This window comes from Tenacibaculum sp. SM2510 (genome assembly GCF_057002845.1).
Genome location: NZ_CP192703.1, coordinates 2,620,049 through 2,643,221 on the forward strand (window position 1 = coordinate 2,620,049; position 23,173 = coordinate 2,643,221).

Genomic DNA, 23,173 nt, shown 5'->3' on the forward strand with positions numbered 1-23,173 from the left:
TTTTATACAATTAGCTAAATTACAAAAAAAAACATCTGTTTATTAGTTAATTATCTTCTTAATAAAGAAAAATGTCCTTGATGTTGGTGACTTTTTCCATTTCTATCTACAAGTTGAATTTTAAACCAATAATCGTTAGAGGGCAATAGTTTTCCGTTATAAGTTCCGTCCCAACCGTTGTCATCTATAGAAATAATAGCAACGATTTTACCGAGCCTATCAAAAATAGTAATATTACTTGAAGGATAAAAACTAGAATTAGCTCCTTTTATTTTCCAAGTATCATTTTGTCCGTCTCCGTTAGGGGTTAAGAATTTCGGGTATTCAATAACAGCTATTTCTAATTCAGCATCTGGTTGGCACCCATTTTTATCTTTAACAATAACATTATATAAACCTCCAGTAATATTTTCAAATAACGGTTCGTCTTGAAAACCAGTCATATTATTTTGTTCATCAACAATAGCAAACTCGTAATCACCGATACCTAAATTTTCATTCTCGGTAATTATTTTAATAGCATAATTATCTAATCCACTATTATTTGTATCGTCGATAATAACAACATCATTGCTTGTTAAAGTTGGGTTTATAGATTCGTTTACTATAATTTCTCTGTTTCTTTTACAGCTAGTACCATCTTGCATAGTGGCAGAAATAATATAAGTTCCGCCCACTGTTACATCATAAAAAGCATCAGTACTTAAAATAGCAGGATCTCCTTTCAACGTCCATTCATAATTATATGTTGCAGCAGGGTTAATTGGTTCTAGCCTTGTTTGTGGATTGTTTAAACAAACAATTACTGGCGTATCAACAGTAAATTCTGGTAATGGATTTATTATAATATTAAAAGTTAAATCATCATGAACACATGAAGTGTTGTTATTAACAACCCTAACATATATGGTTTGATTGTTTACTGTATTTTGATATTTGCTATCATTTAAAGCGTTTGTACCAGACTGTACATCTGCTAAGTTTTCGTGAAATGTTACCCTAAAATTACTGTATTCACTAGCTGTATAGTTTGTTAATATTTCGGGTATTTTATTTTTTAGCGTAATGTCTCCGTTAATTCCGTTTGTATCATCAGAATTTGTATCGGTTTCATTATCACAATCTATATAATTTGTAGCTGTATTTAAAGGAATATTAGGTTCAGGGTATATTACTAGCTGCAGAGTTGCAATACCATATCTACAATTTGTTGTAGTATTTAAAATACTAATATAAATAATTTCGGTAGCAGGATCATCGCTTAGTAAATCTGCAGGAAAATTGGTGAAAGCAGGATCATTCGTATAATTTGTTTTGTTAAGAGGTAATATGCCATTAATAGCATCGTCGCGAGTTCTATGGTATGTAATGTCGAATAAACTAGCATCTCTACCGTTAAGAATATCTACATCTCTTTCAGATAAATTAATGTCTTGCGCAAGCCTGTTTCTAGAATCACCATCGCTTGTAGTAGCGATATCACAAATTTCTAGATTAGGAATTGCGTTGGTAATAGTTGGTAGCGGATTTATAATAATATCAAGAGTAGTATGATGATTAAAACAACCCGTAGTATCGTTAACAACACGAATATAAATGGTTTCTTGATCTCTTGTTTGATTTGTGTAGTTTGTGTCGTTTATTATAGGTGCATTCCCTGAGTTAGCATCTGCCGCTGTGGTATGAAAAGTAACAGTGTAATCTGTTGCTGGTTGAGAAACTCCTAAAATATCATTAACGCGATCTCTTAAGTTTATATCAATATTTTGACCATCGTTAAAAGAACCACTATCAAAATCATCACAAAAATTAAAGTCTAAAACTTTATTGGCTGTTGGAGGTTGCTGAGCTAAGATGGTAAAGCTACCTAAACCCTGACAATCATTATTTGTTTTGTCTATTATTTTAACATATAAATATTGTGATGTTAATGCAGGTATATTTTTGTTGCGGTAGTTTGAGGTGTTTGTTATATTATTAATTACCGCATCTCTATCAGTAATTGATTCGAAAATTAACACCTCTAAATTTGGTCTGTTTACTGCTGGAAAAGTAGCTTTAATGTCAGATTCAACAGAACTCAGATCGAAATAAGTAATTCCATCAGTATCACTATTATTAATTGTATTGTTACCATCAGCATCTAAAAAGTCATCACAAACAGCAAATTCTTTAGTGTAAACAACATCAGAAGCAAAGCCAACAATAATATTTATTCTTGAAATTCTATAACAAGCTTTATTAGAAATTGTTCGTGCCCAAACAGTATCACCATTTGTAACAGGGTGTGCTGTTTGATTTGTTATTTCGGTAGTATTATTTATAGCATTATTCTCGGTAGGGTAATATTTAAAAGTTTCGTTTGTGTAGTTTGTTGAAATACTTTTTTCAGCTAAAGTTAGATTCACCGTAGTCATTAAATCTGCATCCGTATCACACTGTCTTAATGTTACACTATTGTTATCAATTACAGGAAGTGGATTCACAACTAAATTAAATGATTTAGAAGTGTCGTTACAAGCGGTGTTATTAATATTTTCAACTCGAACAAAAATTAGTTGAGTATTAGCCGAAGTATTTCTGTAAGGACTGTTTTTATCTATAGCATCAGTGTTTTTATCTATTTGAGCTCCAGCTAAAGTTGTGTGATATGATATTTGATAAACGGTAGAATCTAGAGAGCCTAAAATTTCAGTATCCTTTGTGTTTAAAAGAAAGTTGTTAAAAAAGCCATCAATATCTGTTCCGTTAAAATCATCATCACATTGTTCATAATCTGCAGGGGTTTGCGGAGTAGGATTTCCTGTAACGGCTAAAATGAAACTTTTTACATCATAACAAGCATTTGGTGCGGTTATGTTGTGCATTCTTGCAAACATCGTTTGGTTGCTAAATGCAGTTGGGTTTGTATACGGATTTGTTAACTCATTTATATTAGCGTCGGCATCAGCTTGAGATAAAAAATACTTTACTTCAAAAATAGTAGGATCCTGGCCACTTAAAACCTCGGGAGTTACTTCGTTTTGTAAATCGAAAGTATTAAAACCGTCATTATCAATATCACAAAAGAAAACATTGGTTGGCTGTGTTGCAGAAGTAGCTTCGTATACTTCTAGTTTAAAAACACCTTCTAATGTTGTTGTGTCACCACAAGTGTCTGTAAGTGATACTTTTAATTTATAATCACCTGCATTTGATACTGCTAAATTATTAAGAAGGAGATCTTTTGTTGTAGATATTGGAGTTGTATTAGTATTGTAAAACCACTCATATGTTATTACAGATCCGGCCTGGGCAAGAACATCTTCAGGGGAAACAATTAAGTTTTCTCCAACACAATTTTGCTCTGTTTGGTTATTAAGAACTTTACCTGTTGTAGCGTCTGTAATTTCGATAGGAAGTAATAAAGAAGATAAAAATGGAGGCAAGCCTTGTGTAGCAAAAGCTCCACCTAAATCAACCGATCGATGAGAGTAGTTACAAGCTGCTCCTAATTCTTCAGGATTGTTTACAACACTTATCTTTGTGCTTTTATCACTAGTCCAGTATACTTTACTATCAGGTCCTAATTGTAAAGCCCCTCTTGTATTAAAATATGTATGAACTGTATATCTAGAAGTGTTAACGTCAGCTAATGTTGGTTGCGTTATATCGTATTGAAAAAGATTTTCGTTAGCACCATTAAAATCACCTGTAGAAAGATATAGCCTTCTACTAGATGTTGAAAACTCAACTCCGTATGCATTTTCAAAGTTCGTGTTTAATGATTGTGGAGTTGCTTCATTATTGAAATTGCTAATTTTCCCTGTAACATCATCAAAGTCGAATAAGAAAGCTCCATTTGTCATATTAGCCAATACAAGTTTAGTTCCATCTGGAGATACTTTTAAATATCCTCTAGGATCATTAGTAAATAAACCGCTAATATTTGAAATAACAGGGTTGCTAATATCCACGCCATTTTCATCAACTTTGTATGCGAAAAAGGTACTGCCGGTAGCAAAAGAAATTACCCAATAAGTGTTACAAGCATCTGCCCTAACAGCAGTCACTTTTTCACTCCATTGATCTTTTAAAGCACTTGTATGAAGTTCCGTTGGTCCGTTCGTAATATCACCAAGACCTCCATCTTTTGTCATGTCAATAGTATAATACCAAAAACCATTTTCACCAACACTTCCTATTGTAGCTCCTAGAGTAAAAAGATAATAAACATCATCTTTTTTTGGAGCTGGAATAGTTAGAGCCGATTGCGAACTTGATGAATCTCCTTTTAATGTTTGTCCACCAGAAAGAGTGTTAGAAAAAGGCATCGGGTTATTATCTCTATTCCATATAGTTAAATTTCTTGCATCCGGATTTGGGGCACCAACATAAAATAATAATTCACCTTTTGAATTTGAAAAAGAAGAACATCCTTCTACTGTATTAAGTTGGCTATTTGCTACAGGCATTGGTGAGCCAGAATTAAAATCTAAAGCAGCATTGGTACCGAAATACCAAAAATTGGCTTCTTTTTGGCTAAAAGCAGAAATTGTTATTAAAAAAAATAAAGAGAATAGTAGTTTTTTCATTCTTAGATGTTTTCTTACTGAAAATAGAACAGCTAAACTACTGATTACCCTCTATAAATCTCGATTTTTTAATAATAAATATGAAGCATAGATAAAAATAAGCGTCCAAATTAAAACAATACTAATATTAATATAACTCACTGTATAGTCCTTAGTAAAGCTTTCGCCTATTTGATTGGCAACCGATTTAACAGCTCCTAATCTTGTAAATGGTTCTTTTATTAGGTTAGACATTGCTTCTAAAGGGAAAAATTGCATTACAGAATTAACCGCTTCTTCAGTGCTAGTTTTAAGATCTTTAAAAGTCCAATATAAATACCCTTTAAAAATGCTTTCTATAATTAACCATACCACCATTGCTGCAACAGCGAATGCAGATCGCTTAATTAATATACCTAAGAATAATCCAAAAGAAAAGAAACCTACAAGTTTAATAAAGAAAGCAATAAGGTAGTTTAAATCCGAGAAAATTATAGATAATTCGTTAAAATCAGAATAAATGGCACCTAGTATTAACGAGGTAACAAAAACAAAAATAGTTGATATAAAAGCAAATGCTATAACGGTATAAAACTTAGAAAGAATGAATTCTTTTTTACTTAAGCCATCAATTAAATTTTGCTTTAATGTTTTATAGCTATACTCATTGGCCATCATAGATACAATTACAAGAAGTAAAAAGAATTTAAAAGTGGCTGCCATGTACGTATTAAAATGCCATATGTAAGGAAAGTTAAAAATACCTTGATCCGCTAAATGGAATTTAATGGGACCAATATCAAACTTAATAGCAGCAATTAAAGCAACTGATGTTAATAAGGCAAAATATATAATTGATAGAACTTTACTGGCTCTACTGTATTTAAGTTTATGAAATTCTATATATAAAAGACGTAGCATATTTGTTGAATTAGTTGTTTGTTAAATCTAAAAATTGTTGTTCTAGGCTAAGTTTACGTTTAACTAAGTGGGAAACAATTACACCGTTTTCGTATAAGTATTTATTTAATTGCGAGGCAGGAATTTCGTTTTCTAAACGAGCAGTTACTAAATCACCTTCAACATCAACAGTTGCTATTTCGTAATAATTTTTTAAAACATTTACAAGTTTATCTATGTTATCATCTGTTTTAACCTCTATAACGCCGTTTGAAACAACCATGTTATCAACGCTACCGCTGTATAGTTTTATTCCGTTTCTTATAATAAGAACATGTGTGCAAACTTTTTCAACTTCATCGAGTAGATGAGAGGCGAGTAAAATTGTAGTTCCGTTATTGGCAATATCTTTAATTATTTTACGAATTTCATGGATTCCTTGCGGATCTAAACCGTTTGTAGGTTCATCTAAAATTAATATTTCAGGATCGTTTAACAATGCAGAAGCAATTGCTAAACGTTGTTTCATACCTAATGAATAGGTTTTGAATTTACTGTCTTTTCTTTCGAACAGATTAACTACTTTTAATTTTTCATCAATTTTATCAGCTGAAACTCCTTTTATCTTACAAATTAATTGTAAGTTTTGAACAGCGGTCATGTAAGGATAAAAATTAGGACGCTCAATAATAGCACCTACTTTTTTTAACGCTTCATGGGTAGATAGCTCTCCGTCAAACCAACTAAAACTGCCAGAATTTTTGTTAACTACATTTAAAATAATACCTAAAGTGGTTGATTTTCCACTTCCGTTGGGTCCTAAAATTCCGTAAACATTTCCTTTTTTTATATCGAAAGAGAGATTGTTTACTGCGTGGACTTTCCCGTATTTTTTATCGAGGTTTTTTATTGATAAAATTGTATCCAAGTTTTTCGGTTTTGTTGATTATGTGTATTCGACGACTTACTAAAATTATTGTTACAATTTATAAAAAAGAAAAGACTTCCTGGGAAAAGGAAGTCTTTATTAATTGTGTATAATTAAGTTGTTATATTTTTTCTAATAATCTAAATCCTTCACCATGAATGTTAAGTATTTCAACATTTTCATCACCTTTTAGGTATTTACGAAGTTTAGCAATATAAACATCCATACTACGAGATGTGAAATAATTATCATCTCTCCAAATTTTTGTTAATGCTAATTCACGTGGCATTAAATCATTTTTATGAACAGCTAACATTCTTAAAAGCTTGCTTTCTTTAGGTGAAAGTTTTTGAGCTTCGGCACCGTTAAGTGAAAGGTGACGTAGTTTAGAATTAAACTCAAATCCACCAATTTTGAACTCAAATTCATCTGTATCACTAGATTTTTCGTTTTCCTTACGCTGTAAAATAGCTTTTATTTTATGTAATAAAACTTCAGAATCGAAAGGTTTATTTAAATAATCGTCACCACCTACTTGGTAACCTCTTAAAACATCTTCTTTTAATGTTTTAGCTGTTAAAAAGATAATCGGAATTTCTTTATTTGTAACACGAATGTCTTGTGCTAATGAAAAGCCGTCTTTACGAGGCATCATAACATCTAAAATACATAAATCATATTCTCCGTTTTTAAACATGATTAATCCATCTATCCCATCTTTAGCATGTGTAACGTTGTAATCGTTTAACGCTAAATAATCTTTAAGAACTGTTCCGAAATTCGGATCGTCTTCTACTAATAATATTTTTTTGCTTCCCATTTTTTTGATTTTATATTAACGGTAATTTCACTGTAAATAAGCTTCCTTTACCTTTTTCACTTTCAACATGAACAGTACCTTGATGACTGTCTATAATTTCCTTAACATAAGCAAGCCCTAAGCCATGGCCTTTTACGTTATGTATATTTCCTTTATGCTCTCTATAAAATTTATCGAAAACATATTTCTGAGCATTTCTGCTCATTCCAATACCTTCGTCCTTTATCTTAAAGATAAAGTATTTATTTGTACTCTCTGTATAAACATCAATTTTAGGGCTTTCTTCAGAGTATTTTATCGCGTTTTCTAACATATTTACTATAATATTAGTTAGATGAAATTGATTACCAAGTACTTCTGTTGATATTGCTTTAAAATGTGATGTTACGCTTCCTTTTTTATCGTCTACTAGTAATTGAATGTGTTCAATAGCTTCTTCTATAGTGTCGTGCATATCGGTAGCATCCTTACTAATTTCTATCTGGTTTTTCTCTAGCCTAGAAATTCGCAATACATTTTCTACCTGACCGTGCATACGTTTATTTTCTTCACGTATCATTCGTACGTAGCGTCTTACCTTGATTTCATCAGATATTATTTTCGGATTTTTAATAGCATCTAAAGCTAAGTTTATGGTAGCAATAGGTGTTTTAAACTCGTGGGTCATATTGTTTATGAAGTCTGTTTTTATCTCAGAAATCTTTTTTTGACGAACTAATTGGTATAATGATGTGGAAAAAGCTGCAATAATTATACCGATAAATAATAAAGACAAGCCTAAAATTTTCATCATTCCAGATAATAGGTTTTTACGCTCGTCAGGAAATTTTACATATAATTTATATTTACTACTACCATTATCATCAGCAAATAAAGTGTGATTAGCATCGTTGGGTTGAATATTAAAATAACCAGATTTTAGTTGTGTAGCTAAACCATCTTCATATACACAGTATTTAAATTCTTGGTTAATATTCATTTTACCTAATTCTTCTCTTATCGTATTGTTTAATACTTGATTACTTACACGTTCATTAATAGGGTAAATTTTATTTCGTTGAAGAAGCATGTCTTCAGTTAGTTGCCTATTGAATTTAGGGTATGTTTTTATTGTTGAAAAACTATTTTCCTCAATAAAAGAGTTAAAATCTTTATTGGTCGATTTAATTACTTGCGAAGAATAAAAGTCTTGCTTGCTAGTATAGCGTTTAAAAATAATTGAATCGTTATTTACAAAATCGTTAGGCATTTTTATACTTTCTGCTAAAAGAGTTGTACCAAAGGTAAATTTCCTTTTATTCGTTGTGTCTATCTGTTGAAACAAATAAGTGTCTATTTCTGCTTTGGATACAAATTTTCTGTCGTTAAGAAATTCTTGGTTATTCTGAACAAAATCAGCGTACTCGCTATCCTTAATCCTTTCAGATGTTTTTGCCAATGCAATTTTAATATTATTGTCAAATTGTTGTTGTTTGCTCTTTATTGAATCCTTAATCCAATATACTTGAACAGCGATAATACCTATTAAAGATATACTCATTAACACAACAATAAGAATAAAGATTTTCTTACCCATTATTCAAAAATAAATCAATAAAATGAAGGAGTGTTTGCTTTTAACTTAGATTAACAAAGTTACTGAAAAATTAAGATAATTTTAACAAAAAACATTAAAAAACCGTAGGTTATTTGATGGTTTTTGTTAAAATATTATGAATACTTAATATTTGATCTTCGGTTTTTGTAAGGTTAAGGTTTTCAATTATATAATGCGATTGTAATGTTTTTTTAGATTGATCCCATTGGTTTTTAATTCTATTTTTCACAGCATCTATAGTTGTGTTATCTCTTTCTAAAACACGTTGGATTCTAATTTTTTCTGGGGCGGTAACGGTAATTATTTTATCACAAAAAGTATTGCTGCCATTTTCGAATAAAATAGCATTTTCATATAAAATATAATCCTTGTCGGCATTTTTAAGAATAAAATTTTGTAGGTGGTTATTTACAATAGGGTGTACAATTGTATTTAAAGTACTTAACTTATGCTTGTTTTTAAAAACAATATTAGCCAAATAAGGTCGGTTAAGTTTGTTGTTTAAATAAACTTCTTTTCCAAATTCAGCAATTAATAGTGTTTTAATTTCATCAGAAGAGTTCATTAGTTTTTTAGCTTCATCATCAGCAATATAAATAGCAATATTTTTAAACTTTGAAAACATCTTTACAACGGTCGATTTTCCGCTGCCAATACCACCCGTTATACCTACTACCATTATTTATGTATTAAAAAGTCTATTTTTTCAGGAACTATTCTAACAACAGTAACCGAATCAGGAACCTGTATTAATTTGGGGGTTAAATAGGGAGAGTTATTGTTTTTTACTTGATTGTAATTACATTCTATCTTAAATAAATTAGCATCTATTTTATTAAAGTTTTTCAAACCTACTTTATAAATTATTTTTACTTTTTTAGGGAAAATATTTATCTCTTTAGGTGCGTTTTTTATTGAAATAGGAATTTCTATTTCTCCTTCAGTAAATTTGTCAACAAATATATTTATTTCAGCAGAAGAAATAGCAGCTTTAAGATTTGTAGGGATATTTATTGATGCCTTAATTTTAGTATTTTCAGCAATGTTTTCTAAATTAATTGGTTCTAAATCTAAAAAAGATATTTTTTTTAATAATGACTGCTCCCCAGAGATTAAAACAGTATTTGGTTTTATGCTTATAGGCGAAGATAAATCATGACCCAGTTTAAATTTTATATCTAAATTGGTTCTTAAGGGAACTTCTTTAGAATGTAAAGTCCCTATTTTTAAAGGGATTGTATCTTTTTGAATGCTAACTAATTCGATGCCATTTCTTAACTGATCTTGCACTTCTGAATGTAGTTTTTTAGTGTAAAAATAGTAATCGGTATCTTTCTTTTTGCTTATTTTTTTTAAATCTAGCGCTATTTTATCATTAGAAAAACTCGTAGAAATTAACTTAAACCCGCTTCCTTTTATAAGTAAAGGAATTTTTTTTATAGGAGTATCAATAATTGTCTTTTCGATAGATAAATTAGTGTACACTGTGTCTATTGCTATTTCAACAGTATATTCCTTCGATAAGTTTATCAGTAGCCAAAAAAGTATAGAGGCTATTAAAAAACCAAAGAATGTTTTAGGTATGTTAAGAGTATTTTTCAAAGTTTACGAATATTATGCAATCTACATAAAAAACAAAAAAGAGCGCTAATTAGCGCTCTTTTTTATAATAAACACGTTAAATTATTTCTTAACGTCTGTATTGTATTTTTTACTTAATTCCATTGAAATAGCAGAGCGTTCAAATTTAATTTTTCCAGCACCGGTTTCAATAATAATAGTATTATCATTATCGTTTATTTCAACAATTTTACCATGAATACCACTACTTGTAATAACTTTACTCCCTTTTTGAACTGTCGTTTGAAATTTCTTTTCATTTTTTTGACGCTTCATCTGCGGACGAATAATCAAAAAATAAAAAACACCAATCATTGCAACAAAAGGAAGCATGTTCATAATACTTTCTTGAGTACTTGCTTGTAAAAAAATAGATGTAAACATTATATCGCTTTATTTTTAGGAGTTACCATACCTGAAATTTTTAAAACCTCTCTACCTTTTACCGTGTTGGTAGTTAATGTTATAGATTTAGATTGTTTGTTAGGTTTTCCGCTAGTATTAAAACTAACTTGTATTTCACCGGTTTTACCAGGAGCAATAGCTTCTTTAGGCCAAACAGGTACGGTACAACCACAACTAGCCTGTGCATTTGTAATCACTAAATCTCCTTTACCTGTATTAGTTACTGTAAAAGAAGTTTTAACAACCTCTCCTTCTGTAACAGTTCCGAAATTATATTCTTCTTTGTCAAAAGATATAGAAGCTGCACCTGCGTTAATAGAAATATCTCTTTTCTCAGCGTTTTCTACATTTTCTTTTTTTACTTTAGATGATGCATTTCCTTGTCCACAAGAAACTAACATTCCTGTTGAAAGAACAAATGCAATTGCTACTGCTATTTTCTTCATTTTAATATGTTTTAATTTATTTGTTGTAAAAATAATAATTTTTATAATAATCCCCTACCAATTTTAACCATCTTCTCAGAGGCAAGGTAATCTTTAGATAATTTATCTAAAACACCATTAATAAAATAGCCACTTTTGTTTGTAGAGTAATCTTTGGCAAGCTCTATATACTCATTGATACTAACTCTTGTAGGGATTGACGGGAAATGTAAAAATTCGGTAATCGACATTTTAATAATAATCATATCGATATCAGCAATTCTATCAGCTTCCCAATTCGGAGTTTTCTCAATAATATCTTCTTGATATTTATGTTGATGTAATACCGTTTTAGTAAATAGGTTAGATACAAATTGCTTGTCTTCACTATCTTTATATAAGCTTCCTAAAATAAAAGGGTTCTCTGCTTTTTGTTTGTTTAACGATTTTACAATCCAAGTATTTACAAAAGGAATATCATCTACCCATGAAATCATTTTATCTTCAAAATAATCTGCTAATTTTTCATTAGGCGCAATTATTTCTTTAAAAAATGTGATAATAAAGTTCTTGTCTATAGTATATGAATCATCAACAGTACTCATATACTTTTTATATAAATCACTTTCTAGTAATTCATCTAAAATAATACGTACATATTCATTGTCAAACTCCCAGTAGTTAAGGTTGTTAAGTTCAACGTAGCTCTCTAAACTCACACTTTCGTTAAGTAAGTTGATAACTTTATTGTCGATGAACTTAGTGTTTGGATTTAAGTCTTCTTTGGTAACAAGAATTTTCTTTTTAGAAAGTTCTATTCTTTTATGAGCTAATTTCTGAACTTCAACTAATAACTGAAGATTAAGAACATATAAATCATACATTTTTTGAATACTGTTTTGCAAGAATTTTTCTTCCTTTACAATATTATCACTTTGCGATTGCTGCATTGCATAAACCGACTGCATTACCTTAACTCGAATATGTCTTCTGTTAATCATTTTAAAGAACTTTAAAAAAAAGAGCGATAGAAACTATTTCTAACGCTCTGCAAAAGTAAAACTTTTTTGTTTTTTATCTAGCTATTTTGTTCTTTTTTACGAGCGTCAATTCTTGCTTGTGCAATATTAAAAGCAGCTTGGTGTGTTGTAATGCTTTCTTTATCGGCTAAGTTGAAAATATCTAAAGTAGTATTGTAAATGTTCTCAGTTCTTTTTAAGCTTTCAGCCTTGTCGTAACCTACAACTTCTGCATATACATTTATAATTCCCCCAGCGTTAATTAAGAAATCAGGTGCGTAAGCAATTCCTTTCTCTCTTAATAATTTACCGTGCTTTAATTCGTTTGCTAATTGATTATTTGCAGCACCTGCAATAACTTTCGCTTTTAATTGAGCAATACTTTCGTCGTTTATTGTAGCACCTAAGGCACAAGGAGCATAAATATCTACATCTAATCCGTAAATATCATTTCCTAAAACTACGTTTGCACCGTATTTTTTACTTAATTCCTCTAAACGAGCTTCGTTTATATCATTTAAGATAACCTTTGCGCCTTCATCAGTAATATGTTTTACTAAAGTTTCCCCAACATGACCAACACCTTGTACTAAAACTTTTTTACCTTCTAAATTGTCTGTTCCAAAACGGTATTTTGCAGCAGCTTTCATACCCATGTATACACCATAAGCAGTTACAGGAGATGGATTTCCAGATCCTCCGATCGCTTCAGAAACACCTGTTACATGTGGCGTTACTTCACGAATAACATCCATGTCACGAGTTTCCATACCAATATCTTCGGCAGTAATATATCGTCCGCTTAAAGAGTTTACGTACTCTCCGAATTTACGCATTAAAGCGTCATTCTTCTGAGTTTTTGCATCCCCAATAATTACAGCTTTACCTCCGCCAAGGTTTAATCCTGTAATGGCAGACTTGTAGGTCATACCACGAGACAAACGTAATACATCGTTAAGAGCCTCCCATTCATTATTATATTGCCACATTCTAGTACCACCTAAAGCAGGTCCTAAAGTTGTGTTATGAATACCAATTATTGCTTTTAAACCTGTATCTTCGTCATTACAAAAAACGATTTGTTCGTGATTGTCAAAAGATAACTGACCAAATACTGGGTCATTCTTAAGGTCTTTAGTATCAATGATTTCTGATGTCATTTTTGTGTTTTTTTAATTTGAGGTTGTTTTAATAATCTCTAAAATTCGAGGGCAAAAGTAAGAAATCGTTAAAACATAAGCAAAAAAAGAGACCTAAATTATGTTATCTTTAACGGAAAAGCATTTTGAGCCTTAATTTTTAACAAAAAAACATATTTAAATTGAAATCATTACAATATCTTAATAAGTACTTTATTAAATATAAATGGAGATTATTATTAGGAGTATTAATAACAGTATTAGCAAAAATTTTAACACTTAAAATCCCTGATTTTGTAGGAGACTCTTTAAATATTGTTGAAGATTATCAGTTAGGTAAGATATCAGATCTATCAGAAGTAAAAACCGTTTTACTTAACAATATATTACTTATAATAGGAGTGACTTTATTAGGAGGTTTTTTCACTTTTTTAATGCGACAAACAATTATTGTAATGTCTAGAATGATTGAATTTGACCTAAAAAATGAGATCTATCAACAATACCAACGTTTATCTAATAATTTTTATAAAAAGAATAGAACGGGCGATTTAATGAATCGTATTAGTGAAGATGTATCTAAAGTACGAATGTATTTTGGCCCTGCAATCATGTATTCTTTAAATATGTTGGTGTCTCTAGCAATTGGGTTTTCTCAGATGTATGCCATTTCACCAAAGCTTACATTATATACTATGATACCGTTTCCTATATTGTCGGTTTCTATTTTTGTGTTAAGTAGGCAAATTAATAAGCGTAGCACTGTTGTTCAACAATATTTATCAAAATTAACGACGTTTAATCAAGAGTTTTTCTCGGGAATTAATGTCGTAAAATCCTATGCGATAGAAGAAGAGGTAATTGCGTCGTTTGATGAAATTGCCGACCAGAGCAAGGAAAAAAACATAGAATTGTATAAAATTCAGGCTTTATTTTTTCCACTAATGATCTTATTAATAGGTCTTAGTAATATTATCGTACTGTATATCGGAGGTAAACAATATATTGCTGGCGAAATTCAGTTAGGAGCCATTGGGGCATTTGTAATGTATGTAAATATTCTTACTTGGCCTGTAGCAGTAGTTGGTTGGGTAACCTCTATGGTGCAACAAGCTGAAGCTTCGCAACAAAGAATTAATGAATTTTTAGAAGAAATACCTGAAATTGTAAACACAATAAATATTTCTACCGAGGTTGCAGGAGAAATTGAATTTAAAAATGTTTCGCTAACGTACGACGATACTAATATTACAGCTTTAAACAAAGTAAACCTGGTAATTAAAAAAGGAGAGACTTTAGCTATTTTAGGTAAAACAGGAAGCGGTAAAACAACAATAATTAACCTAATTTCTCGTTTATATGATGTAAGTGAGGGAGCGGTTTTAATTGACGGGATAAATATTAAGGAGTGTAATTTATATGATGTGAGAAGACAAATTGGTTTTGTGCCACAAGATCCGTTTTTGTTTTCTGATACGATTCAGAATAATATTAAGTTCGGAAAAGAAGACGCTACAGAAGAAGAAATTATAGCAGCTGCAAAAAATGCGGTGATTCATGATAATATAGTCGATTTTAAAGAGGGTTATAAAACTATTTTAGGTGAGAGAGGTGTTACTTTGTCGGGAGGACAAAAACAGCGAACATCAATTGCGAGAGCTATTATAAAAAATCCTAAAATTTTAATTTTCGACGATTGTTTATCTGCAGTCGATACAGAAACAGAAGAGCAAATTCTTTCTAATCTAGAAAAAGTATCAAGCGATAAAACTACTATTATTATTAGTCACAGAGTTTCATCAGCAAAAAATGCCGATAAAATTATTATTTTAGATGAAGGTACGATTATTCAGCAAGGTGTTCATAATCAATTAATAGAAACGGAAGGTTATTATAAAGAGCTTTACGAACAGCAACTTTTAGAAAAAGAAATGTAAGGTTTCGTATTGCCAAGTCAATTATTTTGTTAGATTTGTTGAGCAATTTTAAGTAAACAATTATTATTTAAGAAACGAATTATGAGTGAGAGAGAGAGAGTAGAGCAAGAAGAAATTTTTTCACAAGTTTTAAGAGCTGGAAGAAGAACCTATTTTTTTGATGTAAGATCTACAAAAGCAGATGACTATTACTTAACGGTAACAGAGAGTAAAAAATTCACCCATGATGATGGTTCTTTTCATTATCAAAAGCATAAAATTTACTTGTACAAAGAAGATTTTTCTGACTTTAAAGAGATGCTAAATAAAGCGACTGATTTTATTGTAAACGAAAAAGGGTCGGAAGTAATAAGTGAACGTCATCAAAAAGATTACAAAAAGGAAGAAGAAGTAGGAGTAGAGCAAGAATCGGCTTCTGCTGAAAGCTTTACAGATGTTTCTTTCGACGATATTTAAGCAGCGGTTACTGCGTGGTATTTATTTTACTACGAAACAAAATCAATTCAAATTCAATTTACACATAAGAGCACTAACTGTTAAAGGTTGGTGCTTTTTATTTTTATATGATAATATAAAATATAATTGAATATTCGTAATTTAGAATAAACTCACTTTACGTCAACCGGAACTTATTTAAAGTTCTCATTATTACATAGTGTTTATTATAAAAACGTGCTCCTGAAATAAATTCAGGAGCACGCTCGCATATTTAATTATGATTCAATACAGGTATTTGTTATGGGTATAAGTAGTATTGTTATAAAATTTTTTTCATTGTTTTTGTTTTGGCAACAGTTTCTTTCCATTCATTTTCAGGATTACTTTCTTTAGTAATACCGCCGCCTACAAAAATAAAAGCTGAGTTGTTTTTAATTTCCATACACCTAAGGTTTACAAAAAGCTCAGAAGTATTTTTGTTATCAATTTTTAAATTCAATTCGCCTAAAAAACCAGTATAGTAACTTCTGTTATAATTTTCGTTTTTTAAAATGAATTCTTTAGAGGTTTCTAAAGGTAATCCGCAAACAGCCGGAGTAGGATGTAGTTTTTTTATTAAAGTTGAATTTTCCGAATTCATTTCTCCAGAAATTAAAGTTCTTAAGTGTAATAAATTCCCTGCTTTTATGGTTTCTACAGTTCCTTTTGTTGTTTTATTACAAATACTTATAAGTTTATCTGTTATATAATCGGTTACAAATTGTTGTTCTTCAATTTCTTTTGTAGGCCAAGAAACATTAGTTGTGCCATTAAAAACTTGTGTTCCTGCTAAAGACATTGTTTTAAAATTATTGTCTTTAATTTGTACTAAAGTTTCTGGCGTTGCACCTAACCACATTCCAACTTTCGGATGAAACCATATATAAGTGAATGCATTTGGGTAGTTTGCAAGCAACCTTTTAAAGGTTTTAATAGCGTTAAAATCGGTAAGTTTTATTTCTTCTTTTCTTGATAAAACAACTTTTTTAAATTGATTTTTATCAATCGCTTTAACTCCTTTTTCAACTAAATGAATATGTGATTTTTCTGAAGAATAATCAGGGTCAAAATTATTTTCATCAATTAAATCAATCTTAAATAAGGCTTCTTCTTCCTGAAAAAGAGAATGTTCTTTGGGGAGTAAAACAGCAGCATTTTTATCATCAAAAGGCGCAAATATAAATCCGCTTTCGGTATATTCTTTCGAAGTATATAAATTATCGTTTTTTTGAAACCATGCTTTTAATACTATAGTATTTGGTTTTCGATAAACGACAAAAGGAAGCTTGCTTTCGAGAGCTTTTTCTATGCTTAAAAATATAGTCAATCTAATTGATTTAGTAATTGTTGTTTAATTTCTTTAAAGTTGCTCCATATTAATCCATGGCCAGCATTATCAAGAGTAGTTAATTCGAACTGCTCTTTAGGAAGTTGATTTTGTAAGGATAAAGAGTTTTCATAAGGAGCAATCCAATCATTGGTTCCGTGAATACTTAAAATCTTATTAGGAGATGATTTCCAGTTTTTTTCAAAGCGCTGTAAATCTTTTTTATGTGATATTTTCTCTTTAGAAGCCTCTTTCCAAATCGCAGGAATCAACCAACGTGTTAAATTCCATTTGTATAAGTTAATAGCCCAAGGCATCGGTTCTACTTTACTATAAACCGCAGGAGCTAGTAAAATAACTTTCTTTACCTCTTTTTTTACAGCTAAAGCAATTGGTCCGCCATAAGAATAGCCGACTAAAATCGTTTTTTTAAGGTTTAAGTTTTTAATAATATCGTGTAGCATATCACGCTCAAAAGCAATGCTTTCTTGTACTGAGTTTGCATCTTTATAATTGTAACCAATTCTGTCATAAGAAACCATATTCGTTTTAGTTAACAGCAAACTATCAGTCATATACTCAATGAAATCAGTAGATGAACCAATGGTTCCATGAACAAAAACCAATGTAGGCAATGTAGTATCTTTTTGTATGGTTAGTTTTCTGAATTTATAAGAAGCGAAGGTTTGGTGTATTATTGTAGGTTTTATACTACTATTAATAAACTTACTAATTACTTTCTTGTCAGATTTTGGCGCAGAGAGACTAGAGAATAAGAAATATATAATTACAAGCGCTAAAAATAAAAATAGCGCTATAATTTTAAAAATTTTCTTAAATAATCGCATTTATTTCTTGTCTAAAACAATGTTGGTTATTTTACATAAAGAAATTAAATTATCTTCTTCATCTACAATTTTAACTTCCCATAAATGTGTTGTTCTTCCTTGGTGAATTGCTTTCGCAGTGGCAAAAATTTCTCCTTCTCTTTTACTTTTTAGGTGATTAATACTCAGTTCAATCCCTTTTACGATTTTACTTTTATCATTTAAGAAAAAAGCAGAAGCAGAACTACCAACAGTTTCAGCTAAAGCAGCTGTAGCGCCGCCGTGTAAAATTCCATAAGGTTGGTGTACTTTTGAGTTTACAGGCATTTTTGCAGTTAAAAAATCAGCACCAACATTAACGAACTCAATTTTAAGAGTTTCCATTAAAGTATCTTTATTGTAGCCATTAAGTATATCGAGAGATTGTTGCTTATTCATTTTGCTATAATTTTTAGTCAAAAATACGTATTTTTGTAGCGACTAAAAATGATAGAATGTATAAAGTACGTGTAATATTAGATACCAAAAAAGATGTAATTAGAACATTAGTGGTTAATGAAGTAAAATCATTAGAAGATTTACATTTCGATATCGCTAAATCGTTTGGTTTTAACGGACAAGAAATGGCCTCTTTTTATCGTACCGATGAAGATTGGAATCAAGGAGAAGAAATTCCGTTATTCGACATGGCAGAAGCAGGTGAAGAAACATCAATGGCTACTTGTGTTTTAAAAGAAACATTGCCAAGTATGAATGATAAACTGATATATGTGTATGATTTTTTACAAATGTGGACGTTTTATGTGGAAGTTGTAGAGCAATCTGACGAAGTAGTTACCGAATCTAAAATAATCTTAACAGTAGGGGAAATTCCTGATGAGGCTCCAGAAAAAGAATTTAAAGCCGCTATTTCTGATGATTTAGATGATGATCTTGATGATGATTATCCTAGCTTCGAAAATATTGACGATTTCGATTTTGATAAATTTTAAGATATGGCACAATTCATAAAATTGTATAATGACAACCCGAACCCGAAAGAAATAGCTAAAATTGTAAAAGTGTTACAAAATGGCGGTTTGGTAATTTATCCAACAGATACTGTTTATGGATTAGGCTGTGATATCACCAATACAAAAGCATTAGAAAAAATAGCAAAGATAAAAGGCGTGAAGTTAGAGAAATCAAACTTCTCGTTTGTTTGCAATAACCTTAGTCATTTATCAGACTATGTAAAACAAATAGATACGGCTACTTATAAAATTTTAAAAAGAGCGCTACCAGGGCCTTATACCTTTATTTTACCCGGAAGTAACTCCTTGCCAAAAGTATTTAAAAAACGTAAAACCGTAGGTATTCGTGTGCCAGATAACGCAATTGCTATAGCAATTGTAGAAGCTTTAGGTAACCCAATAGTTTCAACATCTATTCACGATGAAGACGAAGTGGTAGAATATACTACTGATCCCGAATTGATTTTCGAGAAGTGGCAAAACATTGTTGATGTTGTGGTAGATGGTGGTTTCGGAGATAATTACGCATCTACAGTTATCGATTTAACAAACGATTTACCAGAAGTAATAAGAGAAGGAAAAGGAAGTTTAGATATTCTGTAAATAACTTTTCAACTATATATAGTAGGTAGTATTTGAAGCTGTTTCCCGTTTTTCGCACTCGCTCTCTACGAGGAGCTCAAACAAATGCTACAATCGTGGCTAAGTCTATTTATGAATTTCCGAGTATTGTCATCGTCATTCCGAATTTATTTAGAAACTAAACGTTCTTATTATGCGAACCTGAAACAAGTTCAGGTTGACGGATTCAAGAGTATAAGAATTGCTAAATAATAAGCAAAAGAATGTTGAGCATACTTTTTCAGTCAGGGTTTTATTTTTTTTACGTCATTCCGAATTTATTTCGGAATCGCATCCAGGAAATCACACCAGTTTATTATATAAGTCTAAAAAATATTCAGGTTGATGAATTGTAATTTTATACAGAAAGATATTTCAAAACTGAACTCTCTTATTATGCGAACCTGAAACAAGTTCAGGTTGACGGATTGTAATTATCTAAAAAGAGAAAATTTAACCTTACGTCATTCCGAATTTATTTTGGAATGACATCCAGTGAATCATAACAGTTTATTAAGTAAATATAAAAGATATTCAGCTTGATGAATTCAAAACTTAAAAATCATTAAAAAAAGCAGTTATTTCAATTCGCTAAACTTTTTTCTACCTAAAGCATAACATTGCCAAACAACAGAAGTGTGTTTGTTGTAATTCGCTTTTTTTTGTAGTTTTTTTCTTTTTCCTAAAAATTTAAAGAAGTTTGCATAAAAATTAATATGTGCTTTTAAAATAGCAAGTGTGTGTTTAGGTTTTAATTCTGCTAAAAATTTTACGCCAGCAATTCCGTCTAAAATCAAACGAGAAAAAATAACGAATAAAAACCATTTTCTAGGTACGTTTTTAACAACGTTTAGTAAGCTGTTTCTAAAGTTTAAGTATGTTTTTTTAGGGTTGATAGCTTCCAATGTTGCTCCACCAACATGATATACTGTTGAATCTCCCACATATTTTATATCAAAACCTTCGTTTTTTGCACGCCAACATAAATCGATTTCTTCTTGATGCGCAAAATAATCCTCGTCAAAACCATTTAGTTTATGATACACTTCAGATCGAATAAATAAACAAGCACCTGAAGCCCAAAAAACATCAGTTGTATCGTTAAACTGTCCGTTGTCGGTTTCCAAATGATTAAAAATACGTCCGCGACAATATGGGTAGCCATATAAATCTATAAATCCTCCACCAGCACCCGCATATTCAAATTTTGATTTGTCTTTAAAATCTAAAATCTTAGGCTGAATAATAGCTGTATTTAGCGCTGCTTTAAAAGTAGTTAAAATAGGTGTTAACCAGTTTTTAGTAACTTCAATATCCGAATTTACTAAGCAGTAAATATCAGCATCAATATCTTGTAAAGCATCGTTGTATCCTTTAGCATAACCGCCGTTAATACTGTTTTTTACAATTTTTACAGTAGGATAGTTTTGCTTGATAAATTCAATAGAAGCATCAGTAGAAGCATTATCGGCTACATAAACTTCGGCTTCTTGCGAGCTAAAATTTACGACCGATGGTAAAAACTGTTCTAACAATTTTTTACCATTCCAATTTAATATAACGATTGCTGTTTTCAAGAGAGCGAATTTAAAGTTTATGTTCTTGTTTTTGTAAGATCGAGTGAAATTATTTTTTATTGAGAATTAATAAATAAGACTTCTCGATACATTTTTCATTCTTCAAAATACTCGAAGTGACAGTTTGTTTATAATTGATGTGTTGTCAGTTCGAGTAAAACTCTTTTTTGAGAGTTTTGTATCGAGAACTAATCGGTGAGGCTTCTCGATACATTTTTTCCATTCTTCAAAAAAGATGTTAAATCACTGTTTATTTATAATCAGGAATATCTTCTAAAAATATATAGGTTTCATTTTCTTTATCAAGCTTGCAAAAATAATGCTGTAATCCGTTGGTAACGACTAAATAATTAGCATCTAACTTTAAGTTATAGCGTGCAATTTGATCGAAAGTATCTTGTGCTATTTTAATTTTCGGAGCCTTGCATTCTACAATAATATTTGGCGTTCCATCCGAAGAGAAAATAACAATATCAGTACGTTTTTTTAAGTTGTTTATAGTTAGTTGTTTTTCAAGAGCAATTAACGAAACAGGATATTTTTTTTCTTCAATTAAAAACTGCACAAAATGTTGACGTACCCATTCTTCTGGTGTTAATACCAAGTATTTTTTTCTCCATTTATCAAAAATAAGCGTCTTATTTTCGTTACTTTTGAGCTTGAATGTATAGTTGGGAAGATTCAATTTTTGCATGTTTCAAATATATGTAAAAATAGAAAGTCATTGCGAGCAAAGCGTGGCAATCTTAAGTTAAAGATTGTATTATTTTCTTCCAAGTAATACCTTACTTAAAGTTATGAACGAAATTAAAAATATTATATCTGATATAAAAGGAGGAAACATAAAGCCTGTTTATTTCTTAATGGGTGAGGAGCCTTATTATATCGATAAAATTTCTGATTATATTGAAAAAAATGTACTTGATGAGTCTGAGAAAGGATTCAATCAGGTAGTAATGTATGGTCGAGATGTTTCGATTGATGAAATTATTTCGTCAGCAAAACGATATCCGATGATGGCAGATCGCCAGGTGATTATTGTAAAAGAAGCACAAGATTTAAGTCGTACTATTGATAAGATTGAGGCGTATGCTGCGAATCCGCAGCCAACTACGGTATTGGTTTTTAATTACAAATACAAAAAGTTAGATAAGCGTAAAAAAGCCTATAAAGCGATTGCTAAAAACGGATTGATTTACGAGAGTAAGAAATTATATGAAAATCAGGTTACAGACTGGATTCGTATAGTTTTAGGTGAAAAAAAATACAATATTGAACCCAAAGCGTCTCAGATGTTAGTAGAGTTTTTGGGAGTTGATTTAAGTAAAATATCAAATGAACTAGATAAGCTAACCTCAGTTTTACCAAAAGACACCATTATAACCGATAAGCATATTGAAGAAAACATCGGTATTTCTAAAGATTTTAATAATTTCGAGCTTCGAAAAGCTATCGGTCAACGAGATGTGGTCAAGGCAAATAGGATTATCAATTATTTTGCGCAGAATCCGAAAAGTAATCCACTAGTAATGACTATTTCGTTGTTAAATAGTTTTTTTACACAGTTGTTAATGTATCACGGATTAAAAGATAAATCGAAAGGTTCGGTAGCTAAAAACTTAGGAGTGAATCCGTTTTTTGTAGACGATTATAGCTCGGCGGCAAAGAATTATCCAATGCGAAAAGTATCACAAGTAATTGCTTTATTACGTGAAGCTGATGTAAAAAGTAAAGGAGTAGGAGCTAACCAGACTCATGCAGATATTTTAAAAGAACTGTTGTTTAAAATTATGCATTAAACAGTGTATCTTAAAACCTCTTTAGGCATCTGAAATAAATTTGTAAGGGTGTTGAAAACTATAATTAATAGCATAACTAACATTTTTCATCGTATATTTAATTTATAATAAACTTTAGTAGAATAAATATATATGTTAAGGTACAGTTGTTAACAATGTGTTTTTTTAGTGTTCTAATAAGTTATAAGA

The 23,173-nt window shown here is 30.6% G+C and carries 21 protein-coding genes; 5 read left to right on the top strand and 16 right to left on the bottom strand.

Features of this window, described 5'->3' with window-relative positions; translation table 11 throughout:
• Positions 1 to 50: 50 nt before the first annotated feature.
• From ACQ629_RS11905 to ACQ629_RS11955, 11 genes are all read right to left on the bottom strand, one after another.
• Positions 51 to 4,574, bottom strand: a complete 4,524-nt coding sequence (locus ACQ629_RS11905) for a T9SS type B sorting domain-containing protein (protein ID WP_483705218.1) — start codon at positions 4,572 to 4,574, stop codon at positions 51 to 53.
• Positions 4,575 to 4,625: 51 nt separating this feature from the next.
• Positions 4,626 to 5,474 carry an ABC transporter permease gene (locus ACQ629_RS11910; RefSeq protein WP_483705220.1) on the bottom strand — a complete coding sequence of 283 codons (849 nt, stop codon included), beginning with the start codon at positions 5,472 to 5,474 and terminating at the stop codon, positions 4,626 to 4,628.
• A 10-nt stretch (positions 5,475 to 5,484) separates the two neighbouring features.
• A complete protein-coding gene (locus tag ACQ629_RS11915) occupies positions 5,485 to 6,381 on the bottom strand; it encodes an ABC transporter ATP-binding protein (RefSeq protein ID WP_483705222.1) in 897 nt (298 codons plus the stop codon).
• A 121-nt stretch (positions 6,382 to 6,502) separates the two neighbouring features.
• Positions 6,503 to 7,201 carry a response regulator transcription factor gene (locus tag ACQ629_RS11920; protein WP_483705224.1) on the bottom strand — a complete coding sequence of 233 codons (699 nt, stop codon included), beginning with the start codon at positions 7,199 to 7,201 and terminating at the stop codon, positions 6,503 to 6,505.
• A gap of 10 nt (positions 7,202 to 7,211) precedes the next feature.
• On the bottom strand, positions 7,212 to 8,777 hold the full coding sequence (locus ACQ629_RS11925; protein WP_483705226.1) for a sensor histidine kinase: 1,566 nt from the start codon (positions 8,775 to 8,777) through the stop codon (positions 7,212 to 7,214).
• A gap of 109 nt (positions 8,778 to 8,886) precedes the next feature.
• Positions 8,887 to 9,477: a dephospho-CoA kinase gene (coaE, locus tag ACQ629_RS11930; RefSeq protein ID WP_483705228.1), complete on the bottom strand. Its 591-nt coding sequence runs from the start codon at positions 9,475 to 9,477 to the stop codon at positions 8,887 to 8,889.
• A complete protein-coding gene (locus ACQ629_RS11935; RefSeq protein WP_483705230.1) occupies positions 9,477 to 10,400 on the bottom strand; it encodes a CdaR family protein in 924 nt (307 codons plus the stop codon). Before ACQ629_RS11935 ends, coaE begins: the two co-directional genes overlap by 1 nt.
• Positions 10,401 to 10,481: 81 nt before the next feature.
• Positions 10,482 to 10,802 carry a preprotein translocase subunit YajC gene (yajC, locus tag ACQ629_RS11940; protein ID WP_483705232.1) on the bottom strand — a complete coding sequence of 107 codons (321 nt, stop codon included), beginning with the start codon at positions 10,800 to 10,802 and terminating at the stop codon, positions 10,482 to 10,484.
• On the bottom strand, positions 10,802 to 11,269 hold the full coding sequence (locus tag ACQ629_RS11945; RefSeq protein WP_483705234.1) for a DUF1573 domain-containing protein: 468 nt from the start codon (positions 11,267 to 11,269) through the stop codon (positions 10,802 to 10,804). Before ACQ629_RS11945 ends, yajC begins: the two co-directional genes overlap by 1 nt.
• Positions 11,270 to 11,310: 41 nt before the next feature.
• A complete protein-coding gene (nusB, locus tag ACQ629_RS11950; RefSeq protein ID WP_483705236.1) occupies positions 11,311 to 12,249 on the bottom strand; it encodes a transcription antitermination factor NusB in 939 nt (312 codons plus the stop codon).
• A gap of 77 nt (positions 12,250 to 12,326) precedes the next feature.
• Complete coding sequence (locus ACQ629_RS11955) at positions 12,327 to 13,427, bottom strand: Glu/Leu/Phe/Val family dehydrogenase (protein ID WP_483705238.1); 1,101 nt, start codon at positions 13,425 to 13,427, stop codon at positions 12,327 to 12,329.
• Between the two features lie 161 nt (positions 13,428 to 13,588).
• On the opposite strand from ACQ629_RS11955, the gene ACQ629_RS11960 reads away from it, so the two are divergent.
• Together ACQ629_RS11960 and ACQ629_RS11965 are read left to right on the top strand one after the other, a co-directional pair.
• Complete coding sequence (locus ACQ629_RS11960) at positions 13,589 to 15,343, top strand: ABC transporter ATP-binding protein (protein ID WP_483705240.1); 1,755 nt, start codon at positions 13,589 to 13,591, stop codon at positions 15,341 to 15,343.
• A gap of 81 nt (positions 15,344 to 15,424) precedes the next feature.
• Positions 15,425 to 15,799, top strand: a complete 375-nt coding sequence (locus ACQ629_RS11965) for a PUR family DNA/RNA-binding protein (protein WP_483705242.1) — start codon at positions 15,425 to 15,427, stop codon at positions 15,797 to 15,799.
• 301 nt (positions 15,800 to 16,100) lie between these two features.
• On the opposite strand, the gene ACQ629_RS11970 is transcribed toward ACQ629_RS11965, so the two are convergent.
• The 3 genes from ACQ629_RS11970 to ACQ629_RS11980 are packed head-to-tail and all read right to left on the bottom strand — an operon-like array spanning position 16,101 to position 18,412.
• Positions 16,101 to 17,147 carry an isochorismate synthase gene (locus tag ACQ629_RS11970; RefSeq protein WP_483705244.1) on the bottom strand — a complete coding sequence of 349 codons (1,047 nt, stop codon included), beginning with the start codon at positions 17,145 to 17,147 and terminating at the stop codon, positions 16,101 to 16,103.
• Complete coding sequence (locus ACQ629_RS11975; protein ID WP_483705246.1) at positions 17,144 to 17,995, bottom strand: alpha/beta fold hydrolase; 852 nt, start codon at positions 17,993 to 17,995, stop codon at positions 17,144 to 17,146. Before ACQ629_RS11975 ends, ACQ629_RS11970 begins: the two co-directional genes overlap by 4 nt.
• Positions 17,996 to 18,412 carry a PaaI family thioesterase gene (locus ACQ629_RS11980; RefSeq protein ID WP_483705248.1) on the bottom strand — a complete coding sequence of 139 codons (417 nt, stop codon included), beginning with the start codon at positions 18,410 to 18,412 and terminating at the stop codon, positions 17,996 to 17,998.
• A 56-nt stretch (positions 18,413 to 18,468) separates the two neighbouring features.
• Between ACQ629_RS11980 and ACQ629_RS11985 the strand changes: the two genes are divergently transcribed.
• Together ACQ629_RS11985 and ACQ629_RS11990 are read left to right on the top strand one after the other, a co-directional pair.
• On the top strand, positions 18,469 to 18,966 hold the full coding sequence (locus tag ACQ629_RS11985) for an IS1096 element passenger TnpR family protein (protein ID WP_483705250.1): 498 nt from the start codon (positions 18,469 to 18,471) through the stop codon (positions 18,964 to 18,966).
• Positions 18,967 to 18,969: 3 nt separating this feature from the next.
• Positions 18,970 to 19,590 (top strand): L-threonylcarbamoyladenylate synthase, encoded by a 621-nt coding sequence (locus ACQ629_RS11990; RefSeq protein ID WP_483705252.1) that lies wholly within the window; start codon positions 18,970 to 18,972, stop codon positions 19,588 to 19,590.
• A gap of 596 nt (positions 19,591 to 20,186) precedes the next feature.
• Here the strand turns inward: ACQ629_RS11990 and ACQ629_RS11995 are convergent.
• Both ACQ629_RS11995 and ACQ629_RS12000 read right to left on the bottom strand, forming a co-directional pair.
• Positions 20,187 to 21,185, bottom strand: a complete 999-nt coding sequence (locus ACQ629_RS11995) for a glycosyltransferase family 2 protein (RefSeq protein WP_483705254.1) — start codon at positions 21,183 to 21,185, stop codon at positions 20,187 to 20,189.
• 250 nt (positions 21,186 to 21,435) lie between these two features.
• Positions 21,436 to 21,879 carry a type I restriction enzyme HsdR N-terminal domain-containing protein gene (locus ACQ629_RS12000; protein WP_483705256.1) on the bottom strand — a complete coding sequence of 148 codons (444 nt, stop codon included), beginning with the start codon at positions 21,877 to 21,879 and terminating at the stop codon, positions 21,436 to 21,438.
• A gap of 103 nt (positions 21,880 to 21,982) precedes the next feature.
• Between ACQ629_RS12000 and holA the strand changes: the two genes are divergently transcribed.
• On the top strand, positions 21,983 to 22,984 hold the full coding sequence (gene holA, locus ACQ629_RS12005; RefSeq protein WP_483705259.1) for a DNA polymerase III subunit delta: 1,002 nt from the start codon (positions 21,983 to 21,985) through the stop codon (positions 22,982 to 22,984).
• The last annotated feature ends 189 nt before the right edge of the window (positions 22,985 to 23,173 follow it).

Coding starts and splice junctions, on each gene's coding strand:
- ACQ629_RS11905 (WP_483705218.1), bottom strand. CDS start 4,574: ATGAAAAAACTACTATTCTCTTTATTTTTTTTAATAACAATTTCTGCT.
- ACQ629_RS11910 (WP_483705220.1), bottom strand. CDS start 5,474: ATGCTACGTCTTTTATATATAGAATTTCATAAACTTAAATACAGTAGA.
- ACQ629_RS11920 (WP_483705224.1), bottom strand. CDS start 7,201: ATGGGAAGCAAAAAAATATTATTAGTAGAAGACGATCCGAATTTCGGA.
- ACQ629_RS11925 (WP_483705226.1), bottom strand. CDS start 8,777: ATGGGTAAGAAAATCTTTATTCTTATTGTTGTGTTAATGAGTATATCT.
- coaE (WP_483705228.1), bottom strand. CDS start 9,477: ATGGTAGTAGGTATAACGGGTGGTATTGGCAGCGGAAAATCGACCGTT.
- yajC (WP_483705232.1), bottom strand. CDS start 10,802: ATGTTTACATCTATTTTTTTACAAGCAAGTACTCAAGAAAGTATTATG.
- ACQ629_RS11945 (WP_483705234.1), bottom strand. CDS start 11,269: ATGAAGAAAATAGCAGTAGCAATTGCATTTGTTCTTTCAACAGGAATG.
- nusB (WP_483705236.1), bottom strand. CDS start 12,249: ATGATTAACAGAAGACATATTCGAGTTAAGGTAATGCAGTCGGTTTAT.
- ACQ629_RS11955 (WP_483705238.1), bottom strand. CDS start 13,427: ATGACATCAGAAATCATTGATACTAAAGACCTTAAGAATGACCCAGTA.
- ACQ629_RS11965 (WP_483705242.1), top strand. CDS start 15,425: ATGAGTGAGAGAGAGAGAGTAGAGCAAGAAGAAATTTTTTCACAAGTT.
- ACQ629_RS11975 (WP_483705246.1), bottom strand. CDS start 17,995: ATGCGATTATTTAAGAAAATTTTTAAAATTATAGCGCTATTTTTATTT.
- ACQ629_RS11980 (WP_483705248.1), bottom strand. CDS start 18,412: ATGAATAAGCAACAATCTCTCGATATACTTAATGGCTACAATAAAGAT.
- ACQ629_RS11985 (WP_483705250.1), top strand. CDS start 18,469: ATGTATAAAGTACGTGTAATATTAGATACCAAAAAAGATGTAATTAGA.
- ACQ629_RS11990 (WP_483705252.1), top strand. CDS start 18,970: ATGGCACAATTCATAAAATTGTATAATGACAACCCGAACCCGAAAGAA.
- ACQ629_RS12000 (WP_483705256.1), bottom strand. CDS start 21,879: ATGCAAAAATTGAATCTTCCCAACTATACATTCAAGCTCAAAAGTAAC.
- holA (WP_483705259.1), top strand. CDS start 21,983: ATGAACGAAATTAAAAATATTATATCTGATATAAAAGGAGGAAACATA.